Origin of the sequence: Streptomyces sp. NPDC127097, assembly GCF_042724075.1 — a bacterium.
Taxonomy (GTDB): domain Bacteria; phylum Actinomycetota; class Actinomycetes; order Streptomycetales; family Streptomycetaceae; genus Streptomyces.
Map to the genome: position 1 here is coordinate 129,023 of NZ_JBHXFI010000004.1, position 18,225 is coordinate 147,247.

The window sequence follows — 18,225 nt, forward strand, 5'->3', positions numbered from 1 at the left end:
TGACCTAGGGCCTGTCGTTTGGATCAGGCCCTAGCCGGAACGGCCCAGCGAATGGCGGGATGTGGCGCCGCCTCGCCACGTCGGACTGTCGGGCGGCGCGGCGGCGTGCTTGGGTCGGGGACCGGGACCGAACGAAGGAGGACGGCCGTGCTGTTCGAGGTGTGGGCGCCACAGGCCGGGCGGGTCGCTCTCCAGTGGGCGGGGGGCCGGGCGGGCGAGCCGCCGGTCCCGATGGAGCGCGACCCCGGCCGCGCGGGCTGGTGGCGGGCCGAGGCACCGGCCCGGGACGGGGACCGGTACGCCTTCCGGCTGGACGGCGGGCCACCGCTGCCCGATCCACGGGCCGCCCGGCTGCCGGAGGGCCCCGGCGGGCCCGCCGCGGTCGTCGTACACGACCGGTTCGACTGGCGGCATCCGTGGCCGGGCCGCCCGCTGCCCGGTGCGGTCCTCTACGAACTGCACATCGGGACGTACACCCCCGAGGGCACCTTCGACGCCGCCGCCGCGCGGCTGCGCCACCTCGCCGACCTGGGCATCACCCATGTCTCCCTGATGCCGGTCTGCCCGTTCCCCGGCACCCATGGGTGGGGGTACGACGGGGTCGCGCCCTGGGCGGTGCACGAACCGTACGGCGGACCGGACGGCCTCAAGCGGTTCGTGGACGCGGCGCACGGGCACGGGCTGGGGGTCGTGCTCGACGTGGTGCACAACCACCTCGGCCCGTCCGGCAACCCTCTCCCGGCGTTCGGGCCGTACTTCACCGACACCCATCGGACCCCGTGGGGCGCGGCGGTCAATCTCGACGCCCCCGGTTCCGACGAGGTGCGCGCCTACTTCCTCGCCAGTGCGCTCTCCTGGCTGCGCGACTACCGGCTCGACGGACTGCGGCTGGACGCCGTGCACGCGCTGCACGACGACCGCTCGCCGCACTTCCTGGCCGCCTTGTCCGCCGCCGTCGACGCGCTGGCCGCGCGGCTGGGGCGCCCGCTGTTCCTGGTCGCCGAGTCCGACCTCAACGATCCGCGCACCACCGCGCCCCGGGCGGACGGCGGGCACGGGCTGCACGCCCAGTGGAACGACGACTTCCACCACGCCCTGCACACCGCGCTCACCGGCGAATCCCAGGGCTATTACGCCGACTTCGCGCGGGCCCCGCTCGCCGCCCTCGCCAAGACGCTGACCGGCGGCTTCTTCCACGACGGTACGCACTCCGCCTTCCGCGGCCGGCGGCACGGCGCACCGCTCGATCTGCGGGTGACCCCCGCGTACCGGCTGCTGGCCTACGCCCAGACGCACGACCAGATCGGCAACCGTGCGCTCGGCGACCGGCTCGCCGCCGGGCTCTCCCCCGGCCTGCTCGCCTGCGCCGCCACGCTGGTGCTGTGCGCGCCGTTCACCCCGATGCTGTTCATGGGCGAGGAGTGGGGCGCGACCACGCCATGGCAATACTTCACCGATCACCAGGATCCGGAGCTGGCGGCGGCCGTACGGGAGGGGCGGCGGCGCGAGTTCACCGCACACGAGTGGGCCGGGGACGCCGGGGACTGGCCCGACCCGCAGGATCCGGCGACCCGTGACCGCTGTGTCCTGGACTGGACCGAACCGGCCCGGGAGCCGCACACCGCGCTGCTGGCCTGGCATCGCACCCTGCTGACGCACCGTCATGAGCTGCCCCCGCTGACCGACCCGGACCCGCGGCACACCGCCGTCCACTACGACGAGGCGGCCCGCTGGCTCCTGCTGCGGCGCGGCCCGCTACGGGTGGCGGTCAATCTCGCGCCGGACACCACGGCCGCCGTCCCGGTGGGCGACGACGGCGGGGCCGGGCTCCAGGCCCTGGCCGGCTGGCCCGGCGCCCGGCTCCCCGGCGCGGACGGGGTGCTGCGCCTGCCGCCGGAATCGGCGGTGGTGCTGGGGCCCTGAGGGCCGTCCCGTCATCCCTGGCGGGACAGCCATCGGACCTGGCGGGCGCAGCCCTCGGGCGGTGTCGCTCAGTGCGAGAACTCCGCGACGAACGCCGCGCAGAACGCCTCCAGATCGGCCGGCTTCCGGCTGGTGATCAGGGTGTTCGGTCCGGCGGTGCAGATCTTGACCTGCTCGTCGACCCAGGTGCCGCCCGCGTTACGGATGTCGGTCCGCAGGCTCGGCCAGGAGGTCAGCGTGCGGCCCCGCACCACATCGGCCTCGATCAGCGTCCACGGCGCATGACAGATCGCGGCCACCGGCCGCCCGGCGTCGAAGAAGGACTTGATGAACGCCACGGCCCGCCGGTCCAGCCGCAGGGCATCCGGGTTGGCGACCCCGCCGGGCAGCACCAGCCCGTCGAAGTCCGCCGCGGTCGCCTCGTCCACCGTCAGATCGACGGGGAAGGTGTCCGCCTTGTCGAGGTGGTGGAACGCCTGCACCTTGCCCGTGTGGGTGGAGACCAGCGTCGGGCCGCCGCCCGCGTCGGTCACCGCCTGCCACGGCCGGGTCAGCTCGACCTCTTCGGTGCCCTCCGGAGCCACCAGAAACGCCGCCTGCATACCGAGCTCACGTCCCTTCGTCGGGTCGCGAAGCGGGGAGGGGCCCCGCTCCCACACCTCTCGACCATAACGGCCCACCCGGCCCTCGCTCATCCGCGGGACGGGGCGGTGCTCCCGGCCCCGGACGGCCCGGTGCACAGCTGCCGCCGCCGGCCGGCCGCGCCGTCCACCGGCCGCCCGAAACCGCAGGTCAGGCGGGCCGGCCGGTCGCCCGAGTGTCCATCGCCGGGCCCTCTGCTGGACACTGTGTCTATGCCCCTGCACCTCTCCGATCTGCTGGCCCGGCCCGATCTCCGGCTGTCGGTCACCTACGACGTGCCGCCGCGGCTGCTGGCCCGCACGATCGAAGCGGCGACCGTCTCGGATCTCCCGGCGCCGGGAAAGTGGCTCCAGGGCGGCGAACTCCTGATGACCATCGGCCTGTTGCTGCCGCAGGAGCCGGCCGCGTGCCGGGCGTACGTGCGGGACGTGGCCGAGGGCGGGGCGGCCTGTCTGGCGCTCGGCCTGGGGCAGGGGCTGCCGTACCAGGAGGCGCCGGAACCGCTGGTGACCGCGGCCGCGGAGGCCGGGCTGCCGCTGCTGACGGTGCCGGACGGGGTGCCGTTCATCGCCGTCACCAAGGCGGTCTTCGCGGCACGGGCCGAGGAGCAGCGGGCGCGGCTTCAGCGGGCGTTCGCGACCCAGCGGCGGCTGACGGCCGCGGCGACCGGCGACGGGCTGCGGCCGATGCTGGCGGAGTGGACCGCCGCCACCGGGGTCGGCGCGGCGGTGTTCGACCCGCTGGGGCGGCTGCTCGCGGCGGGTGAGCGGGCGCAGCGGACGCCGCCGGCACCGGCCCGGGACCTGATCGAACGGGTCGCCGCCCGCGGACTGCGCGGCAGCGCGTCCAGCACGGCCGCCGGGCAGCAGCTGGAGGTGCAGCCGCTGGGGGCGCGCCGGCTGCGCGGGCTGCTGCTGCTCACCGGCCGCCCGGACGACGCCGCCCGTTCGGTCGTCCCCGGCCTGGTCTCGCTGCTCTCGCTGGAGCTGGAGCGCCGTCACCTGCGCGATGAGCCGGAGCGCCGTCGCCGGTCGGCGCTGCTTTCGGAGCTGCTGGCGGAGGAGGATCCGGCCGCCGGGCGGGCCCGGGACATGCTGCGTTCGGTGGGGCTGACGGCCGAGCGGGTGCGCGGGGTCGTGGTGGCGGCGGGCGGTGACGCGGGCGAGCACGGGGCCTCCGCCGCGCCGGGGTCCGGGGCGGGGGTGGCGGACGGCGCCGCGCAGGAGATGGCCGCCGATCTGGCGCTGGCGATGCCCGGTGGCCTGGTCAGGGTGGTGGACGAGGCGCCGGGCGCGGTCATCGAGGCGGTGGTCGGCGAGGATCTGGACATCCGTGATGTGCTCGCCCGTTTCGCCCCGGGCCGCCCGGCCGGCATCGGCCCGGCCACCGCCCCGGAAGCGGTACGGGTGTCCGTGCGCCAGGCGGCCGGCCTGCTCGCCGTCAGCCGGTCGAGCGGCGAGCCCGCGGAGGCCCGGCAGAGCCAGGCCAGCCGGCTGCTGCTCGACCTGGGCGACCGCCGGACGCTGCACGGCTACGCCGACACCGTGCTCGGCCCGCTCGATCTCGCGGACAACGGGGAGGAGTTGACCGCCACCCTCGCGGCCTGGCTGGAGACCGGCGGCGCCTGGGACGCCACCAGCCGGCGCCTCGGCGTCCACCGGCACACCGTCCGCAACCGCCTCGACAAGGCCATGGACCTCACCGGCCGCCGCCTCGACGACCCCGACGACCGCTTCGACCTGTGGCTGGCCACCCGCATCCGCCGCGGCGACACCGCCCCCACCGGCACCAACGGCCGGCCGGCAGCGCCGCCGCCAGGGCGGTGACGCGGGGCTCCCTAGGGGTGTCTCTCCCCAGGTCCGCGCTTCACTCTCGCGCCCGCACCGTCTTTACTTCGATGATGACCTACGAGATCCGCACCCCCACGCCCGGCGCCGCCGGGCCCGCCGCCGGCTCCTCGCACGGCGGCGGCCGCGGCAGATTGGTGGCCGTCAGCGATCTGCACGTCCGCTACAAGGAGAACCGCGACATCGTCGAGGGGTTAAGACCCGAGTCCGACGACGACTGGCTGCTGGTCGCCGGCGACGTCGGGGAGTTCGTCTCCGACATCCGCTGGGCGCTGTCGCTGCTCAGCAGCCGGTTCGCCCAGGTGGTGTGGGTGCCCGGCAATCACGAACTGTGGACCCCGGCCCAGGACCCGGTGCAGCTGCGCGGTGTGGAGCGCTATGAACATCTGGTGGACATCTGCCGGGAGTTGGGCGTGCTCACCCCCGAGGACCCGTATCCGGTGTGGGAAGGCGCCGGCGGTCCCGTCGTCATCGCACCGCTGTTCCTCCTCTACGACTACACCTTCCGGCAGCCGGGGACGACGTCCAAGAAAGAGGCGCTCGCCCGGGCCGAGAAGGCCGGGGTGGTCTGCACCGACGAGCACTTTCTGCACCCGGACCCGTATCCGACCCGGGAGGCGTGGTGCCGGGCGCGGGTGGCCGGGACCGAGGCCCGGCTCGCCGCCGTTCCTGAGGAGTTGCCCACGGTGCTCGTCAACCACTGGCCGGTGGTGCGCGAGCCCACCAGGCCCCTGTGGTACCCGGACTTCGCGCTGTGGTGCGGTACGGAGTCGACCGCGGACTGGCCGCGCCGCTTCCGTGCCGCCGCCGTCGTGTACGGCCATCTCCACATCCCGCGGCTGCTGACGCTGGACGGCGTACCGCACCAGGAGGTCTCGCTCGGCTATCCGCGGGAGTGGCAGCGCCGGGCCGCCGCGCCGGGCCGCCCGGTCCAGATCCTGCCCCAGCCGGCCACGGTCGCCTCCGGCACCCCCGGGAGCCCCGCATGATCGAGAAGCTGCTGCCGGCCCCGGTCAGGACCGCCGAGGCTTTCGATGACGCGCCGCTGTCCGAGATGTTCCCCGAGGAGCGGGCGCAGGTGGCCAACGCCGTGCCCAAGCGGCAGCGGGAGTTCGGCACCGTACGCGGCTGCGCCCGCCGGGCCCTGGCCGAGCTGGGCTTCGCCCCCGCTCCCCTGCTCCCCGGCCCCAACCGGGAGCCGCAGTGGCCGGACGGCGTCGTCGGCGCCATGACGCACTGCGCCGGCTACCGCGCCGTGGCGGTGGCCCGCGCGGGAGAGGTACGGACGATCGGCCTGGACGCGGAGCCCAATCTGCCGGTGAACGACCCCGGGGTGGTCGACCTCGTCACCCTCCCCGAGGAGCGCGCGCAGCTCCGCCGGCTGGCCGCGCTCCAGCCCGAAGTCTGCTGGGACCGCCTGGTGTTCAGCGCGAAGGAGAGCGTCTACAAGGCGTGGTACCCGCTCACCCGCCGCTGGCTCGACTTCGAGGAGGCGCTGCTCACCCTCGACCCGACGAACGCCACCTTCACCGCGCGGCTGCTCGTCCCCGGGCCCGTGGTGGACGGCAGGGAACTCACCGAGTTCAGCGGCCGGTGGCTCGTCGGTTCGGGGCTGGTGGTGACGGCGATCGTGGAAATGGTGTGACCGAGCGGCCGCGGGGGGGGGCAGGTGTCCCCGCGGCCCATCCGGTGTCAAATGACGCACCGGCAGCGGGGTACCCGCCGACCTTGGGGTATTTTTCATGGCCCGTCAGGACGTTGAAGGGTCATCAGCCCACTCATGCAAGAGCACAGCGACACCACCGGTGGGACCGCGCCCTCCGACACCGAGCTGGTCCGGCGTATCCGTGCGGCGGCCGGGCCCGGCGGCCGGCTGTCGGCCGGCCCGTATGGCGCGCCGGTTCCGGACGGCGAGGCCGGGGCGGGTGAGGAAGCCCTCAACGAGTTCCACCGCCGGCACTACGCCGCCGTACTCGCCTACGCCCGCGGCTGCTGCCGGTCCTCCCAGGCGGCAGCCGATCTGACGAAGGAAGCCATCAACGGCGTCCTGCACTCCCCCGGCCCGGAGGAGGCTTCCGACGCGGCCTGGCGGGACAGCTTGCTGGCGGCGGTACGCCACACCGCCGCCGCCTGGCACCAGCATTCCCGGAACACCGAGCTGCGCGACGACTTCGCGTCCTGGCTGGCCGCACAGCCGGGGGAAGGACCCGGTCCCGCGGACGGCGCTCAGCCGCCCGCGGCCGGGGGCGGCCGGCCGGCCGGCGCCGGCGTGCCCACGGCCGGGATGAGCTTCTCGGGGACGGTCCCGCCCGCCGCGCCGGACCAGCCCCGGCGGGCGTGGTTCTCACCGGCGCGGATCACCCTGCTCGCGGTCGCCGTGGCCGTCCTGGCCGGTGTCGCGATATCCGCCGGCCCGCTGTTCGGCCCGTCGCGGCACGATGCCGAGGCCGGCGGACCCGCACCCTCCGGACGCGCGTCGGCGCCCGCTGCGGACCGGTCGCCGTCCGCCCCGCCCAAGGGCTCGGCGAGCGCCTCCCGCTCGGCGTCCGGCTCCCCGGACCCCACCCGCAGCGCGGGCTCGAAGCATCCGAAGCCGCGGCACCCCTCGCCCGAGAAGCCCTCGCGCTCCGCCCGTCCGAGCCACCGGAGCAAGCCGCCGGCCCACACCACCTCGCTGACCGACCGGCAGCCGATCGCCAGCAGCGACAGCTACGCGCCCACGCGGCTGAACAGCAGCATCGACGGACATCCCCTCACCATCCAGGGAGTCGGCTACCCGCAGGGCCTGGGCGCGCACGCCGACAGCCAGATCCTCTACGACCTCGGCGGCTCCTGCTCCGCCCTCACCGTGGATGTCGGCGTCGATGACGAGGTGGGCGCCAACGGCTCCGTGGTCTTCCAGATCTACCGGGACAACACCCTGGTCGCCGACAGCGGGCTGATGACCGTCGACCGGCCCGCCAAGCGCCTCACCGCGGATCTCTCCGGCGGCAGCCAGCTGCGGCTCGTGGTCACCGACGGCGGCAACGGCAACAACTCCGACCACGCCGACTGGGGCGGCCCCCAGCTCACCTGCCGCTGATCCGGCCGCGGGAGAGGGGCCGGATCGACGGATGGGCACGGCTTGCACAAACCCCCGCCCTCCCAAAAGCGAGGCGGGGACGCTGCGCGATGCAGGTGGTACTCGGCACGGTCGGACTCGCCGAGGCGAAGCCACCCGGCCCACACGTAGGGGATCGGCGACGATGGCCTCGCGCCCGCGGTGCGCGATGGCCGAAACCGGATCAACAAAGTAGGGCGAGGCAAGCGGGAGCCCTACGGGAACAGGGCTGCTGACCTCACAGTAGAGCAGCTTTCAGACATTCTCCGGCAGGATGCGACAACGACGCCCGGGACAACTAGCGTTGGCGGAAATCCGTGGGTGCAAGGGGGAAGCACATGGACCCGGTTACTGCCGCCGCAGCCGCTGCGGTCGCACTGGTGGTCAAGGGTGCGCTGGAGTCCGCCGGCCAGGAAGCCGGCCGGTCCGGCTGGAGCGGCGGCACAAGGCTGATCGAGCGGGTGCGTGCCCGCTTCCGGGGCGACGGCGAGGCGGTGGACGCCCTCGACCGGGTGGAGCAGAGCCCGGATGACACAGCGGCACAGGAACAGTTGCAGCGCATGCTGCTGGCCCACATGCTTCGTGACCGCGACTTCGAGTCCGATATCCGCCGGCAGGTCGATGAGGCGGTGGCGGCCCAGCGTGGCAGGGCACAGGTGAACGCGGCCCTCATCAAGAACGCCCAGGTGTTCAACGAAAAGGTGGAGATCCAGGGCGACTGGAACATCTCCTGACACCATCCGGGCCGGCACGAAAGTTTCGACTTCATGAGTGAGGAAGCACCGGCGGGCGACGCTCCGCACGGCGCCGGGAAGGGCGACGCCCCGGACCCCGCACACGACCGCGCGCCCTCCCCGCCCGAACGGCACGACGAGGAGAGCGACGGCCCGGTCAGCGAATCGCAGGCGCTGCATTCCCTGGTGAACGGCGGGGGTCACGACGATACGGAGCGCTCCGAGGCGGTGCGGGCGGGTGCCATCGCCGACCTCATCGCCGAGCGCCTCAACGCCGACGCCGCCGGAACCCGGATCGGCACACTGGCTCTCTTCAACGATTCCGTCAGTTTCGGCGGCGGCTTCATCACCGGGGGCCGCAGCGGAGCCCGGGCATCGGGCGGACCCGCCACGATCGCCCTCGATGACGCGGAACTCTCCGAATACACCGAGCTGTACATCCACCCCAGCTCGTACGACGAAGCGCTGGATCTCCTGCACCAGCGCCATCTGCTGGTGCTGACCGGGCCACCGGGCAGCGGTCGCGAGGCTACCGCCGTGAATCTCCTCGCGGAGGCGATGGCCATCAGCGGCACGAGCGGCGGTGCCTGCCATCGCATCCTCGATCCGACGGCGATCGCCGCTGCCGACTGGGAGCCGCCTGCCAAGAACAGCGGATTCCTCGCCGTCCTCGACGACGGCCCGGCGGGTGCCGAGGCATTCGGGCCGACCGCTCTTCGCGGGCTGGCCGCAGCCGTGGCCGGGCTCAAGGCCGCACGGAGTCATCTGGTGCTGGTCGGCGGTCACGAACTCGCCGTCGCCGCCTCCGGCGCCGACGGGGTGGCCTGGCATCACCTGTCCGGCGTCGACCCAGTGGCCCTGGTGAAGCGTCGGGTGCTCGGGCACGGCCCCGAGCCCGGGAAGGAAGAAGAGCTGCACGCCCTGCTCGAAACAGCCGGTGCGTTGACCGCCCTGCGTGAGCGCCCCTCTGCCCGGCACGCCGCCCGGCTGGCCTCGGTGATCACTGCTGAGGGCGATCTGACGGCCGAGGTCGCCGCATTGCGGGACCCGAGCGACCAGGTACACGCCTGGTTCAGCCGCCACTATGAGCCGGAGGCCATCGGATTCGCCCTGGCCGCAGCCGTGCTGGAGGACAGCAGCTACCTCACGGTCTCGGATGCCGCCATGGCGCTGCGCAACGCCCTCGCCCCCGCCGGCGACGCGCCGCCGGACATCCGCTTCCGCGACCGCCTGGGATACGAACAGCCTTGGATCGAGCTGGTCTTCACCGGGCGGAGCGGGCCGGCGGGACCTCCGCGCGTACGATTCCGCAGCTTGCTGCTGCGGCAGGTGGTGCTCGCCTACGCCTGGACGACTCTCGACGGGCGCCGTGAGGCCGTACTCGCCTGGCTGCGCCGCCTGCTCACCCATGCCGACCTCGAGGTGCGGGCGCGGGCCGCCGTCGCTGCCGGAGTACTGGCATGGGCCGATCACGACTACGCGGTGCACCGTTTCCTGAAGAGCTGGGCGGGCAGCACCTCCTGGCCGGTACGCCAGGCCGCGGCCACCGCCCTCGGCCTGGCCGGCAGCAGGCCGGAAGCAGCCGAGCCGGTCTGGCACCTGCTGCATGCCTGGGCGCGCGGGGGCTCCTCCGCCTACGAACGCAGGCTGGCCGGCACGGCGGCCAATGCCGTCGGCGGCCTGCTCGGCAGGGCCGCACCCGAACGTGCCCTGGACGTGCTGCACGACGCACTCGACCGCAAGGACGACTGGGGCACCCTCACGCCCGTCGCGTGGGGCGGTGTGCACCTCATCCACCAAGGCCGGACCGGTCATGTGCTCCAGGCGTACCTCGACTGGTCCGCCCCGCAGGACCTGTCCCCCATGGTGGTCAAGACGCTGTCGGCGTTCGTCTTCGCAGCCTCCCAGCCGTACGAGGAGACCGCACGGGACGCCACCGGGGCCGTGGACGGCGCCGTGGCCGGGGTGCCCCTGCTACTCAGCCTGCTGCCCGCGCACGGCACGCGGCTCGCCGAGCTGTGGGCGCGGGCGCTGGCCCGTAAGCCGGTCCAGGACACCGCACTCGAGGCGCTCCACAAGTGGATCGACGACTACACCGACCGCTGCCCCGGTTCCGAGGACGCGATCCGCGACCTGCTGGTGGAGATCGCACACCGGCCCGGCAAGCACCGTGAACGGCTTCTGTGGTGGCTGGAGAAGTGGGCGAACGACCGGGAGCGGCCCTCCCGCCACGCCGCGGCTCTGCGTCGCGCCGTGGAACGGACGGCCTGACCGGTCGCGAGCACAGACCGCAGAAGCCCTCGATTACGTCCAGGGCGACCTGCACGACGCAGCGGAGGAGAACGGTGGAGGAGCTGACCTACGACCCCGTGCTGGACAGCCAGACGGTGCCGCGATGGCGATTGTTGAATCCGCTGCGGCCGCCCGCCCCGGGGAGAGCACTGGTGCTGGTACCGGACAGCGGTGTCGCGCTGACGGTGCATCCCGGCGAGGAGATTCCCGCTGCCCGCTTCGGCAGCTACCAGAGCGTCTTCACGGTGGACCTGACCGAGCACCGGTTGGTCCTGGACATCGCGCTGCTCAGCAGGGACGCCACGTTCTCCTTTCGCAGCCGGGTGGACGTGGTGTGCCGGGTCGGCGACCCCGCCGAGGTGGTGGCACGCGGCATCCGAGACATGAGCGGCGCGCTGTACGGCCACTTCCGCCGGATGTTGCGCCGGATATCGCGTGATTACGACATCGGCGAGTTCCACGAGGCGGAGGAGGCACTGAACCGTGCGGTCCGCGACTTCACCGGTGATTCCGCCGTACGGCTGCGCAACATCCATGTCGAACTGCTGGTGGACGACGACGAGATCGCTGCCAGCGGCCGTGAGTACCGCGACGTCGTACGGGAGACCCGGCTGGACGGGATGCGCCGCAAGCGCCACCTGGACATGATCCGGGACGACGGCGTCGAAGGAATCATCGCCGAGATCATGGAAAGGGAAGGCGCGCGCGCCGCACTCGCCTGGATCGAGAAGGGCGAGGCCGAGAAGCGGGAGGCGCGTCTCCAAGCCATGCGAATGGTGCTGGAGCGCGGCGACGCCCACCGCGAGCCCTTCGAGCAGACCGAGCTCGAGCGTGCCGTGGTCGAGGATGTGCTCGGTGACGAGGGGCCGTTCGGCGGGCTGCGCCGCGGTCGGTTCAGGGGAGCCCTCTCCGCGGGCATGAGGTCCTCAACGCCGGAACCGGAACGGCGGGCCGAGGAGGAGTCACCGGGTCGCGGCGCGCTGCGCGGCGAGGTGGTGACGCCGCGTCGCGACACCGCGCCTCCGGAGGACGAACCGGTCCCCCCGCGGCGCACCGCGCACGGGCCGGCCGCCCGGCCCTCGTCCAGTGCGGCGCCCTCGGACTCCGCACCGACGGAGCGCGTGAGCCGGGTGCGTGGCACAGCCAAACGACGGGGCGGCGGTTCCGGCCGGGACGGCGGTGAACGGCGATGACCACACCGAGGAGCATGGAGGGGCCCCCGCCGCGTCCCACGGACGGTTCCGTGGGCACCCCCTCACCGTCACCCGAGGATCCGGCCGAGCCGCCAAGCGCCATTGCGCAGGAGAACCGGCCGGTACCACCACAGATGACGTGGCATCACGGGACGCCGGGCCTCCAGACGCTCGTCGTGTGGACCGAGCGTGTTCCCGGACGAGGCGAGGATGCCGAACCCTTCGTCGCCCATCACTTCGGAACGCAGCAGGGCATGCTCGCGGTCTTCGACGGCTCCGGCGGCGCGGGCTCCTCGCCTGCCTGGCAGGCTCCGGACGGCGACACCCGGACCGGCGCATGGGTCGGTTCGCGAGTGGCCCGACTGGCCGCCGACTGCTGGTTCCACGATGTCGTCGAGCGCGGTCAGGCGGATACGCCCGAACAACTCACCCAATACCTCCGGTACTTCCTGTCCAGGGCACCGCAGCGGCGCAGCAAGATCGTGGGGACGATGCGTCGCCGGCTGCCCACCACGCTCGCCGCCGTGCAGTACCAGATACACGAGGACCAGTCCATCGAGTGGCAGGCGCTCTGGGCCGGAGACTCCCGCGCCTACACCCTCCAGCCCGACGCCGGGCTGCGCGTACTCACCCGCGACCATGCACACGAGAGCGACGCACTCGAACTGCTGCGCTCGGACCCGCCGATGACCAACTCCATCTGTGCGGACCGGGAATTCGTGGTGGACGTCCAGCGCATGTCCTTCCCGCTTCCCTGTGTGTTCCTGGCGGCCACCGACGGCTTCTTCGGATACGTCCATACCCCGGCGGAATTCGAGTACGTACTGCTCAGCACCCTGATGCAGGCGAACAACGAGTGCGAGTGGGCCGATCTGATCCGTCGTGAGGTTCAGGGTTACACCGCGGACGACGCCTCCCTGGCGCTGATCGGACTCGGCTATCAGGACGTGACACACCTCCGCGATGCCTTTGCGGACCGGTATGTCACCGTGCGCGACCGCTATGTACGCGGAAGGCCCCAGGGCACCGATCAGACGGAGAACGTACGCGGCTGGCAGGACGAGACCTGGCGCGCCTACCGCGCGGCCTACGAGACGTTCCTTCCACCGCTGCCGGAGGAGCAGGCATGAAGAACGGGGATGTGATCGCGGGCTACCGCATCATCAGCGAGCCGACCAACGCCAATGGCGGCAAGTGCATGTGGGCGTTCGCCGAGAAGGGCGGCCGGCAATTCTTCTTGAAGCGCTTCCTGGAGCCCAAACGGCCTCGCGAGGGCTCCACGGCGAGCGCGGCAAGCCGGCGGATCCGCCTGGAGGTGTGCGAGGAGTTCGAGAACCGGCACCGCACCATCATGAAACGGCTGCGCCCCGATGCCCGGGGCGGCGGCAATCTCGTCCTCGCCCAGGACTTCTTCCACGAGGGCAGCACGTACTACAAGGTCACCGAGCGGATCGACACCTCCTCACTGGAGAAGCCGCAGGCACTGGAGCCCCGCCAGAAGGCGGTGCTGCTCAAGACCCTGGGGATGAGCCTGCAGCAACTGCACGACATCGATGTGGTGCACGGCGATCTCAAGCCACTGAACGTGCTGGTGCAGAAGCGGGAGGGCATGGCCTTCCACACCGCGAAGCTGATCGACTTCGATGACGCCTATGTGTCCCGTATGCCGCCGGGGCCCCAGGACATCGCCGGGGACTCGCTCTACGGCGCTCCGGAGTGGCGGAACTACGTCCAGGAGGAAGGGGACGTCCGGCCCGAGCACCTCACGACGGCGGTGGACATCTTCGCTCTCGGGCTGATGACGCACTACTACCTGACGGGTGCGACACCCGGGCACGCCGCGCAGTACGGCTCCCCGGCGGACGCGGTCAACGCGGGCGAGGAGCTGACCATCGACGCGCGCCTGTCGGATTCCATGCGCGGTCTGATCCGGGCCATGACGGCGCGGGAACCGGGTCGTCGGCCGCGGATGGCCACCTATCTGACGGCGCTCAAGGACCCTCAGGTCTGTGCGCTCCAGCACCGGCGGCCCGGTACCTCAAGACCGGTGGATGCGGAACCTGCCGGTACGGGCCCGGTGACAACGGGCACGGAACCGGGCGCTGCGGCACCCCGCACCAGCCGCATCCGCGCCAACCTCACGGGCGGCGGGAGCGCGCGCCCCACCGCCGGCACGCCCGAGCCCGCTCCGGCATCCGCTCCCCCTTCGGGTCCCGAAAACACCGCGGCTCCAACGCCGCCGGCGGAGCCCGGGCCCCCCGCGCGCAGGACGTCCAGGGTGCGGATCAACCTGGGCGATCGCCGCAAGCCGTAACGCCAGTCCAAGGAGGCACCATATGAACGCGAACGTCGAGCAGTACCAGGGGAACCTTCAGTACGCGGTGGACATCGTGCTGTGCATCGATGCGACCGCCAGCATGTTCCCCGTCCTGGACTCGGTGAAGTCCAGTTCGTTGCAGTTCCATGACCGTCTCCATGACGTCATGGCGAAGAAGGGCAAGGCGATCAGTCAGCTCAGGCTGAAGGTCATCGCCTTCCGTGACTTCGGCGATGATCCGTCCAACGCCATCGAGCAGACGGACTTCCTCCAGTTGCCCGCGCAGTCCGATGCCTTCAATGCCTTCGTCCGGGGAATCGACGCCATGGGCGGCGGCGACATCCCGGAGTCCGGCCTCGAAGCACTGGCTCTTGCCATCAATTCGCCCTGGGAGAGGGGGCTCGACCGAAGGCGGCACGTGGTCGTGATGTTCACCGACGCGCCTGCCCATCCGCTGGGCACAGCGGGTGCCTCGGCACAGTCGTACCCCGCCTCGATTCCGCGCAGCATGGACGAACTCTTCGAGCAGTGGGGCTATGCGCGCAGCCAGAGCGCGGTGATGGAGCAGTCGGCCAAGCGGCTGGTGCTCTTCGCGCCCGAGGGCAGCCCATGGTCTGACCCCATCGCCGAGGAGTGGGACCTGACGCTGCACTTCGAGTCCAAGGCAGGAGAGGGCCTTGAGGAATTCGAGATGGACGAGATCATCGAGACCATTGCGAACAGCCTGTGAGGCTGGAATTGCCGGATTGTGAGCTGAACGTAGCCGAAGGAATCCTGAAATTCGGCTGGCGAGGCTTCGCCTGGTTGGAGGTATTCGTCAACCGCTGTGTCGCGGTGCGGTTCCGGCCGCGCGGGCAGGACGGCAGCCGGCAGCTCGTGTTCCAGTTCCGGCGGGAAAACCAGGAGTCCGGTGGCACCGTCGTGGCGCTGGCCGACGTCCCGCCCGAATGGGCCGCCCGGGCAGAGCGGTTCGTGGCGGCTCTCGAGCGCGAGTACGGGATCAGGAACGTGACGTCGGAGGAGGCAGAGGAGGAGCCGCTGGCCCGGGTGCCCTCCGCGGGCCAGGACTGGCTCGTCTCCCCCGCGGGTGCTCCTGCGGAGGAGCTCTACGCGGAAGTGTTCCACCGGATCGAAGCAGAACCGGCGTCCTAGGCGCCAGGGGGAGGGAGAGGGGTGTCGGGGGCGAACTGGCGGTGTACGGCATGCGATACGTACAACGATCCCGGTCTGACGGCGTGCGAGGCATGCGAGACGAAGCGAGGCCGGACAGCGGCCAAGCGGCCGGCCTCCGCCCGGCCGTCGACCAACTGGAAATGCCGTCAATGCGACACGAACAACGCACGGAGCGATCTGTCCTGCATCGTGTGCGGGACGGGATGGAAAGCGGCGAAGAGTGCCGCGCCCAAGAGGCCGTCGGCCAAGAAGACGGCCGCCAAGAGGCCCACCACCGCCAAGCCGTCCGGCACGGGGTCTGCCAGTGCCCGGAAGAGCACGTCGACGCCCCGGCCGAGGAGTGGTAAGAGCGCCCCCCGTACCTCGACACCACGCAAGAGCACCGGCGGACGGAGCACCTCGCCCCGGGCCGCGGCAGGTGAAGTCTTCTACCCCGCGGCAGCACCGCACGGCTACACCCCCACACCCCCGGCTCCCCCACCCCGCGCGACGCCACCGCCCGTCCCGCCGCCTCCCCCCTGGACCACCGCGCCTGGCTACCGGCCGCCCGTTTACAAAGCTCCGAAGTCCGGGGGCAAGGGCACGGGGTGCGTCCTGGGAATCCTGCTCCTCATCGGCTTTCCCCTGCTGAGCAAGGCATGCGACGCACTCACCAGCGGTCTGCGCAGCCCCGGCGCGGGATCCGCCAAGAGCGGTCCGCCCTCGTGCCCCGAGCGGATCGCCTCCGCACTGCCAGGGGGTGACGGCGCCGCACTGGTGAAGGCGTACCGCACAAAGAACAAATCGATCACTCTCTGCCGCACCGAGGACGACAAGGTCTTCTACTACGGAGAGTTCAGTGATCACCGGGAGGACGGGATCGCCATGCCCGCGAAAAAGACGCCGGACGGATACGAGGCACACAACGACCCGTACCGCTATCGCATCCACGACGGAGTCGTGACGATCTACCAGTCGGGCCACCGTATCGGCCAGGAGAAGCTCACGCCCGTTTCAGCACCCTCTTAGGCCCCCGCCCGAAGTCCGCCGAGGTGGAGAGAGAACGCACCGGAGCGCCGGTCGGCGCACCCGGTGCCACGTCCGTCTCCTCCCCGTCCCCTCCGCCGTCAGCCCTCGTCGGCCGTCAGCCGCAGCGAGATGCTGTTGATGCAGTACCGCTGGTCGGTCGGGGTGGGGTACCCCTCGCCCTCGAAGACGTGGCCGAGGTGGGAGCCGCAGCGGGCGCACCGTACTTCGGTGCGCACCATGCCGTGGGAGTTGTCGGGGATGAGCTCCACGGCGTCCGAGTCGCGGGCGTCGTAGAAGGACGGCCAGCCGCAGTGGCTCTCGAACTTGGTGTCGGAGCGGAAGAGCTCGGCACCGCAGGCGCGGCAGGAGTAGACGCCCTCGGTCTTGGTGTCGGTGTATTCGCCGACGAAGGCGGGCTCGGTGCCGGCCTGGCGGAGCACCTGATACTCCGCGGGGCTCAGCTCGGCGCGCCACTGCTCGTCGGGCTTGTCGATCTCGTACGGCATCGGGGTCCTCCTCAGCTCAGCTGCCCAGGCGGGACAGGATGGCGGGGCCGAGGTCGGTCACATCGCCCGCGCCCATGGTGAGAACAAGGTCACCGGGCTTCGCCATTCCGGCGATGACCTCCGGGACGGCGGCCTGGTCGTGCTCGGGGGTGACATCGGCGCCCGCGGCGCGCGCGGCGTCGATGATCAGGGCGCTGGTGATGCCCGGGATCGGGTCCTCCCGCGCCGGGTAGATGTCCAGCACGACGGAGGCGTCGGCGAGGGCGAGTGCCTGGCCCATCTCCGTGCCCAGCTCCTGGGTGCGGGAGAAGAGATGCGGCTGGAAGGCGACCAGGACCCGGGCGCCCTCGGCGGCGCCGCGGATCGCTTCCAGGTCGGCGGTCATCTCCGTGGGGTGGTGCGCGTAGGAGTCGATGACCTGCACGCCGGCCGCCTCGCCCTTGAGCTGGAGGCGGCGCTTGACGCCGGTGTACTTGCCGAGCGCGGAGGCGAGGTTGTGCGGCGCGAGGCCCAGGGCGACGCCGGCGGCCAGCGCGGCGACGGCGTTGTGGGCGTAGTGCCGGCCGGGGACCGAGACCGTGAAGGTGAGGATCTTGCCGCTGGTCAGGGTGACGGTGACATCGCTGGTCAGGCCGCGGGGGTTGACCTTGAGGATGCGGACGTCGGCGTCCTCGGACTCGCCGTAGGTGACGACCTCGATGTCGTAGCGTCCGGAGATGCGCTCGGTCAGCTCGCGGGCGCCGGGCTGGTCGGCGGCGATGACCAAAGTGCCGCCGGGGCGGATGCGGCCGACGAAGGTCTCGAAGGACTCGTAGATCTCGTCCATCGAGGCGTAGTTGGCGTGGTGGTCCAGCTCCACGTTGAGGATGATGGCGACCTCGGGGGCGTACTTGTGGAAGCTGCGGTCGCTCTCGTCGGCCTCGGCGACGAAGATCTCGCCGGAGCCGTGCTCCGCGTTGGACCCGGGGGCGTCGAGGTCGCCGCCGATGGCGTAGGACGGCTTGAGGCCGAGGGCGCCGAGGGAGACGGCGAGCATGGAGGTCGTCGTCGTCTTGCCGTGGGTGCCCGCCACGGCGATGGGGCGCAGGCCGTCCATGAGGGAGGCGAGGGCGTCGGAGCGGTGCACGACGGGGATGCCGCGCTCATGGGCGGCGGCCAGCTCGGGGTTGTCGGGGCGGATCGCGGAGGAGACGACGACGCTGGTGGCGTCCTCGGCGAGATGCCCGGCGGCGTGGCCGATGTGGACCGTGGCGCCGAGGGCGCGCAGGGCCTGGGCGGTCGCGGAATCCTTGGCGTCGCTGCCCGCCACCCGGGCGCCGCGCTGCGCAAGGATCTTGGCGATGCCCGACATACCGGCTCCCCCGATGCCGATGAAGTGCGGCCGGTCCATCGAGGCTGGGATGGCGGGTGCCATGGGTGGGTCTCCCTGATGTCGATCGTCGCGAGCGGTGGTGCGGTCGTTCTGTCGTGCTGTCGATGATTCTCGCACC

General features: G+C 71.9%; 16 protein-coding genes. 13 read left to right on the forward strand and 3 right to left on the reverse strand.

Annotated features, from left to right (window positions below):
* The first annotated feature begins 147 nt into the window (after nucleotides 1-147).
* Complete coding sequence (gene treZ, locus ACFWJW_RS05800; RefSeq protein WP_387235429.1) at nucleotides 148-1,923, forward strand: malto-oligosyltrehalose trehalohydrolase; 1,776 nt, start codon at nucleotides 148-150, stop codon at nucleotides 1,921-1,923.
* Between the two features lie 68 nt (nucleotides 1,924-1,991).
* Here the strand turns inward: treZ and ACFWJW_RS05805 are convergent, their stop codons facing one another.
* A complete protein-coding gene (locus tag ACFWJW_RS05805) occupies nucleotides 1,992-2,525 on the reverse strand; it encodes a type 1 glutamine amidotransferase domain-containing protein (protein WP_387235432.1) in 534 nt (177 codons plus the stop codon).
* A 252-nt stretch (nucleotides 2,526-2,777) separates the two neighbouring features.
* On the opposite strand from ACFWJW_RS05805, the gene ACFWJW_RS05810 reads away from it, so the two are divergent.
* The 12 genes from ACFWJW_RS05810 to ACFWJW_RS05865 all read left to right on the forward strand — a co-directional run bounded on the left by ACFWJW_RS05810 (nucleotide 2,778) and on the right by ACFWJW_RS05865 (nucleotide 16,229).
* A complete protein-coding gene (locus tag ACFWJW_RS05810) occupies nucleotides 2,778-4,391 on the forward strand; it encodes a PucR family transcriptional regulator (protein WP_387235435.1) in 1,614 nt (537 codons plus the stop codon).
* 74 nt (nucleotides 4,392-4,465) lie between these two features.
* Nucleotides 4,466-5,401, forward strand: coding sequence for a metallophosphoesterase family protein (locus ACFWJW_RS05815; RefSeq protein ID WP_387235438.1), 936 nt, complete (start codon nucleotides 4,466-4,468; stop codon nucleotides 5,399-5,401).
* Entirely contained in the window at nucleotides 5,398-6,057 is a 660-nt protein-coding gene (locus tag ACFWJW_RS05820; RefSeq protein ID WP_387235441.1) for a 4'-phosphopantetheinyl transferase, read from the forward strand. The genes ACFWJW_RS05815 and ACFWJW_RS05820 overlap by 4 nt, the downstream gene beginning before the upstream one ends.
* A 135-nt stretch (nucleotides 6,058-6,192) precedes the next feature.
* A complete protein-coding gene (locus ACFWJW_RS05825; protein WP_387235444.1) occupies nucleotides 6,193-7,494 on the forward strand; it encodes an NPCBM/NEW2 domain-containing protein in 1,302 nt (433 codons plus the stop codon).
* 356 nt (nucleotides 7,495-7,850) lie between these two features.
* Nucleotides 7,851-8,246: a hypothetical protein gene (locus ACFWJW_RS05830; RefSeq protein WP_387235447.1), complete on the forward strand. Its 396-nt coding sequence runs from the start codon at nucleotides 7,851-7,853 to the stop codon at nucleotides 8,244-8,246.
* Between the two features lie 33 nt (nucleotides 8,247-8,279).
* Nucleotides 8,280-10,517, forward strand: coding sequence for a HEAT repeat domain-containing protein (locus tag ACFWJW_RS05835; protein ID WP_387235450.1), 2,238 nt, complete (start codon nucleotides 8,280-8,282; stop codon nucleotides 10,515-10,517).
* Nucleotides 10,518-10,591: 74 nt separating this feature from the next.
* Nucleotides 10,592-11,731 carry a hypothetical protein gene (locus tag ACFWJW_RS05840; RefSeq protein WP_387235453.1) on the forward strand — a complete coding sequence of 380 codons (1,140 nt, stop codon included), beginning with the start codon at nucleotides 10,592-10,594 and terminating at the stop codon, nucleotides 11,729-11,731.
* Between the two features lie 134 nt (nucleotides 11,732-11,865).
* A complete protein-coding gene (locus ACFWJW_RS05845; RefSeq protein ID WP_387235456.1) occupies nucleotides 11,866-12,861 on the forward strand; it encodes a serine/threonine protein phosphatase in 996 nt (331 codons plus the stop codon).
* Nucleotides 12,858-14,045 (forward strand): lipopolysaccharide kinase InaA family protein, encoded by a 1,188-nt coding sequence (locus ACFWJW_RS05850; protein ID WP_387235459.1) that lies wholly within the window; start codon nucleotides 12,858-12,860, stop codon nucleotides 14,043-14,045. The genes ACFWJW_RS05845 and ACFWJW_RS05850 overlap by 4 nt, the downstream gene beginning before the upstream one ends.
* Nucleotides 14,046-14,067: 22 nt before the next feature.
* On the forward strand, nucleotides 14,068-14,778 hold the full coding sequence (locus ACFWJW_RS05855) for a vWA domain-containing protein (RefSeq protein WP_387235462.1): 711 nt from the start codon (nucleotides 14,068-14,070) through the stop codon (nucleotides 14,776-14,778).
* Nucleotides 14,775-15,200 carry a hypothetical protein gene (locus ACFWJW_RS05860; protein WP_387235465.1) on the forward strand — a complete coding sequence of 142 codons (426 nt, stop codon included), beginning with the start codon at nucleotides 14,775-14,777 and terminating at the stop codon, nucleotides 15,198-15,200. Before ACFWJW_RS05855 ends, ACFWJW_RS05860 begins: the two co-directional genes overlap by 4 nt.
* Before the next feature lie 777 nt (nucleotides 15,201-15,977).
* Nucleotides 15,978-16,229 (forward strand): hypothetical protein, encoded by a 252-nt coding sequence (locus ACFWJW_RS05865; RefSeq protein ID WP_387235468.1) that lies wholly within the window; start codon nucleotides 15,978-15,980, stop codon nucleotides 16,227-16,229.
* Nucleotides 16,230-16,327: 98 nt separating this feature from the next.
* Here ACFWJW_RS05865 and msrB read toward each other — a convergent pair whose 3' ends face one another.
* Nucleotides 16,328-16,735: a peptide-methionine (R)-S-oxide reductase MsrB gene (msrB, locus tag ACFWJW_RS05870; protein ID WP_387235471.1), complete on the reverse strand. Its 408-nt coding sequence runs from the start codon at nucleotides 16,733-16,735 to the stop codon at nucleotides 16,328-16,330.
* A 16-nt stretch (nucleotides 16,736-16,751) separates the two neighbouring features.
* Entirely contained in the window at nucleotides 16,752-18,149 is a 1,398-nt protein-coding gene (murC, locus tag ACFWJW_RS05875) for a UDP-N-acetylmuramate--L-alanine ligase (RefSeq protein ID WP_387235474.1), read from the reverse strand.
* Nucleotides 18,150-18,225: the final 76 nt, after the last annotated feature.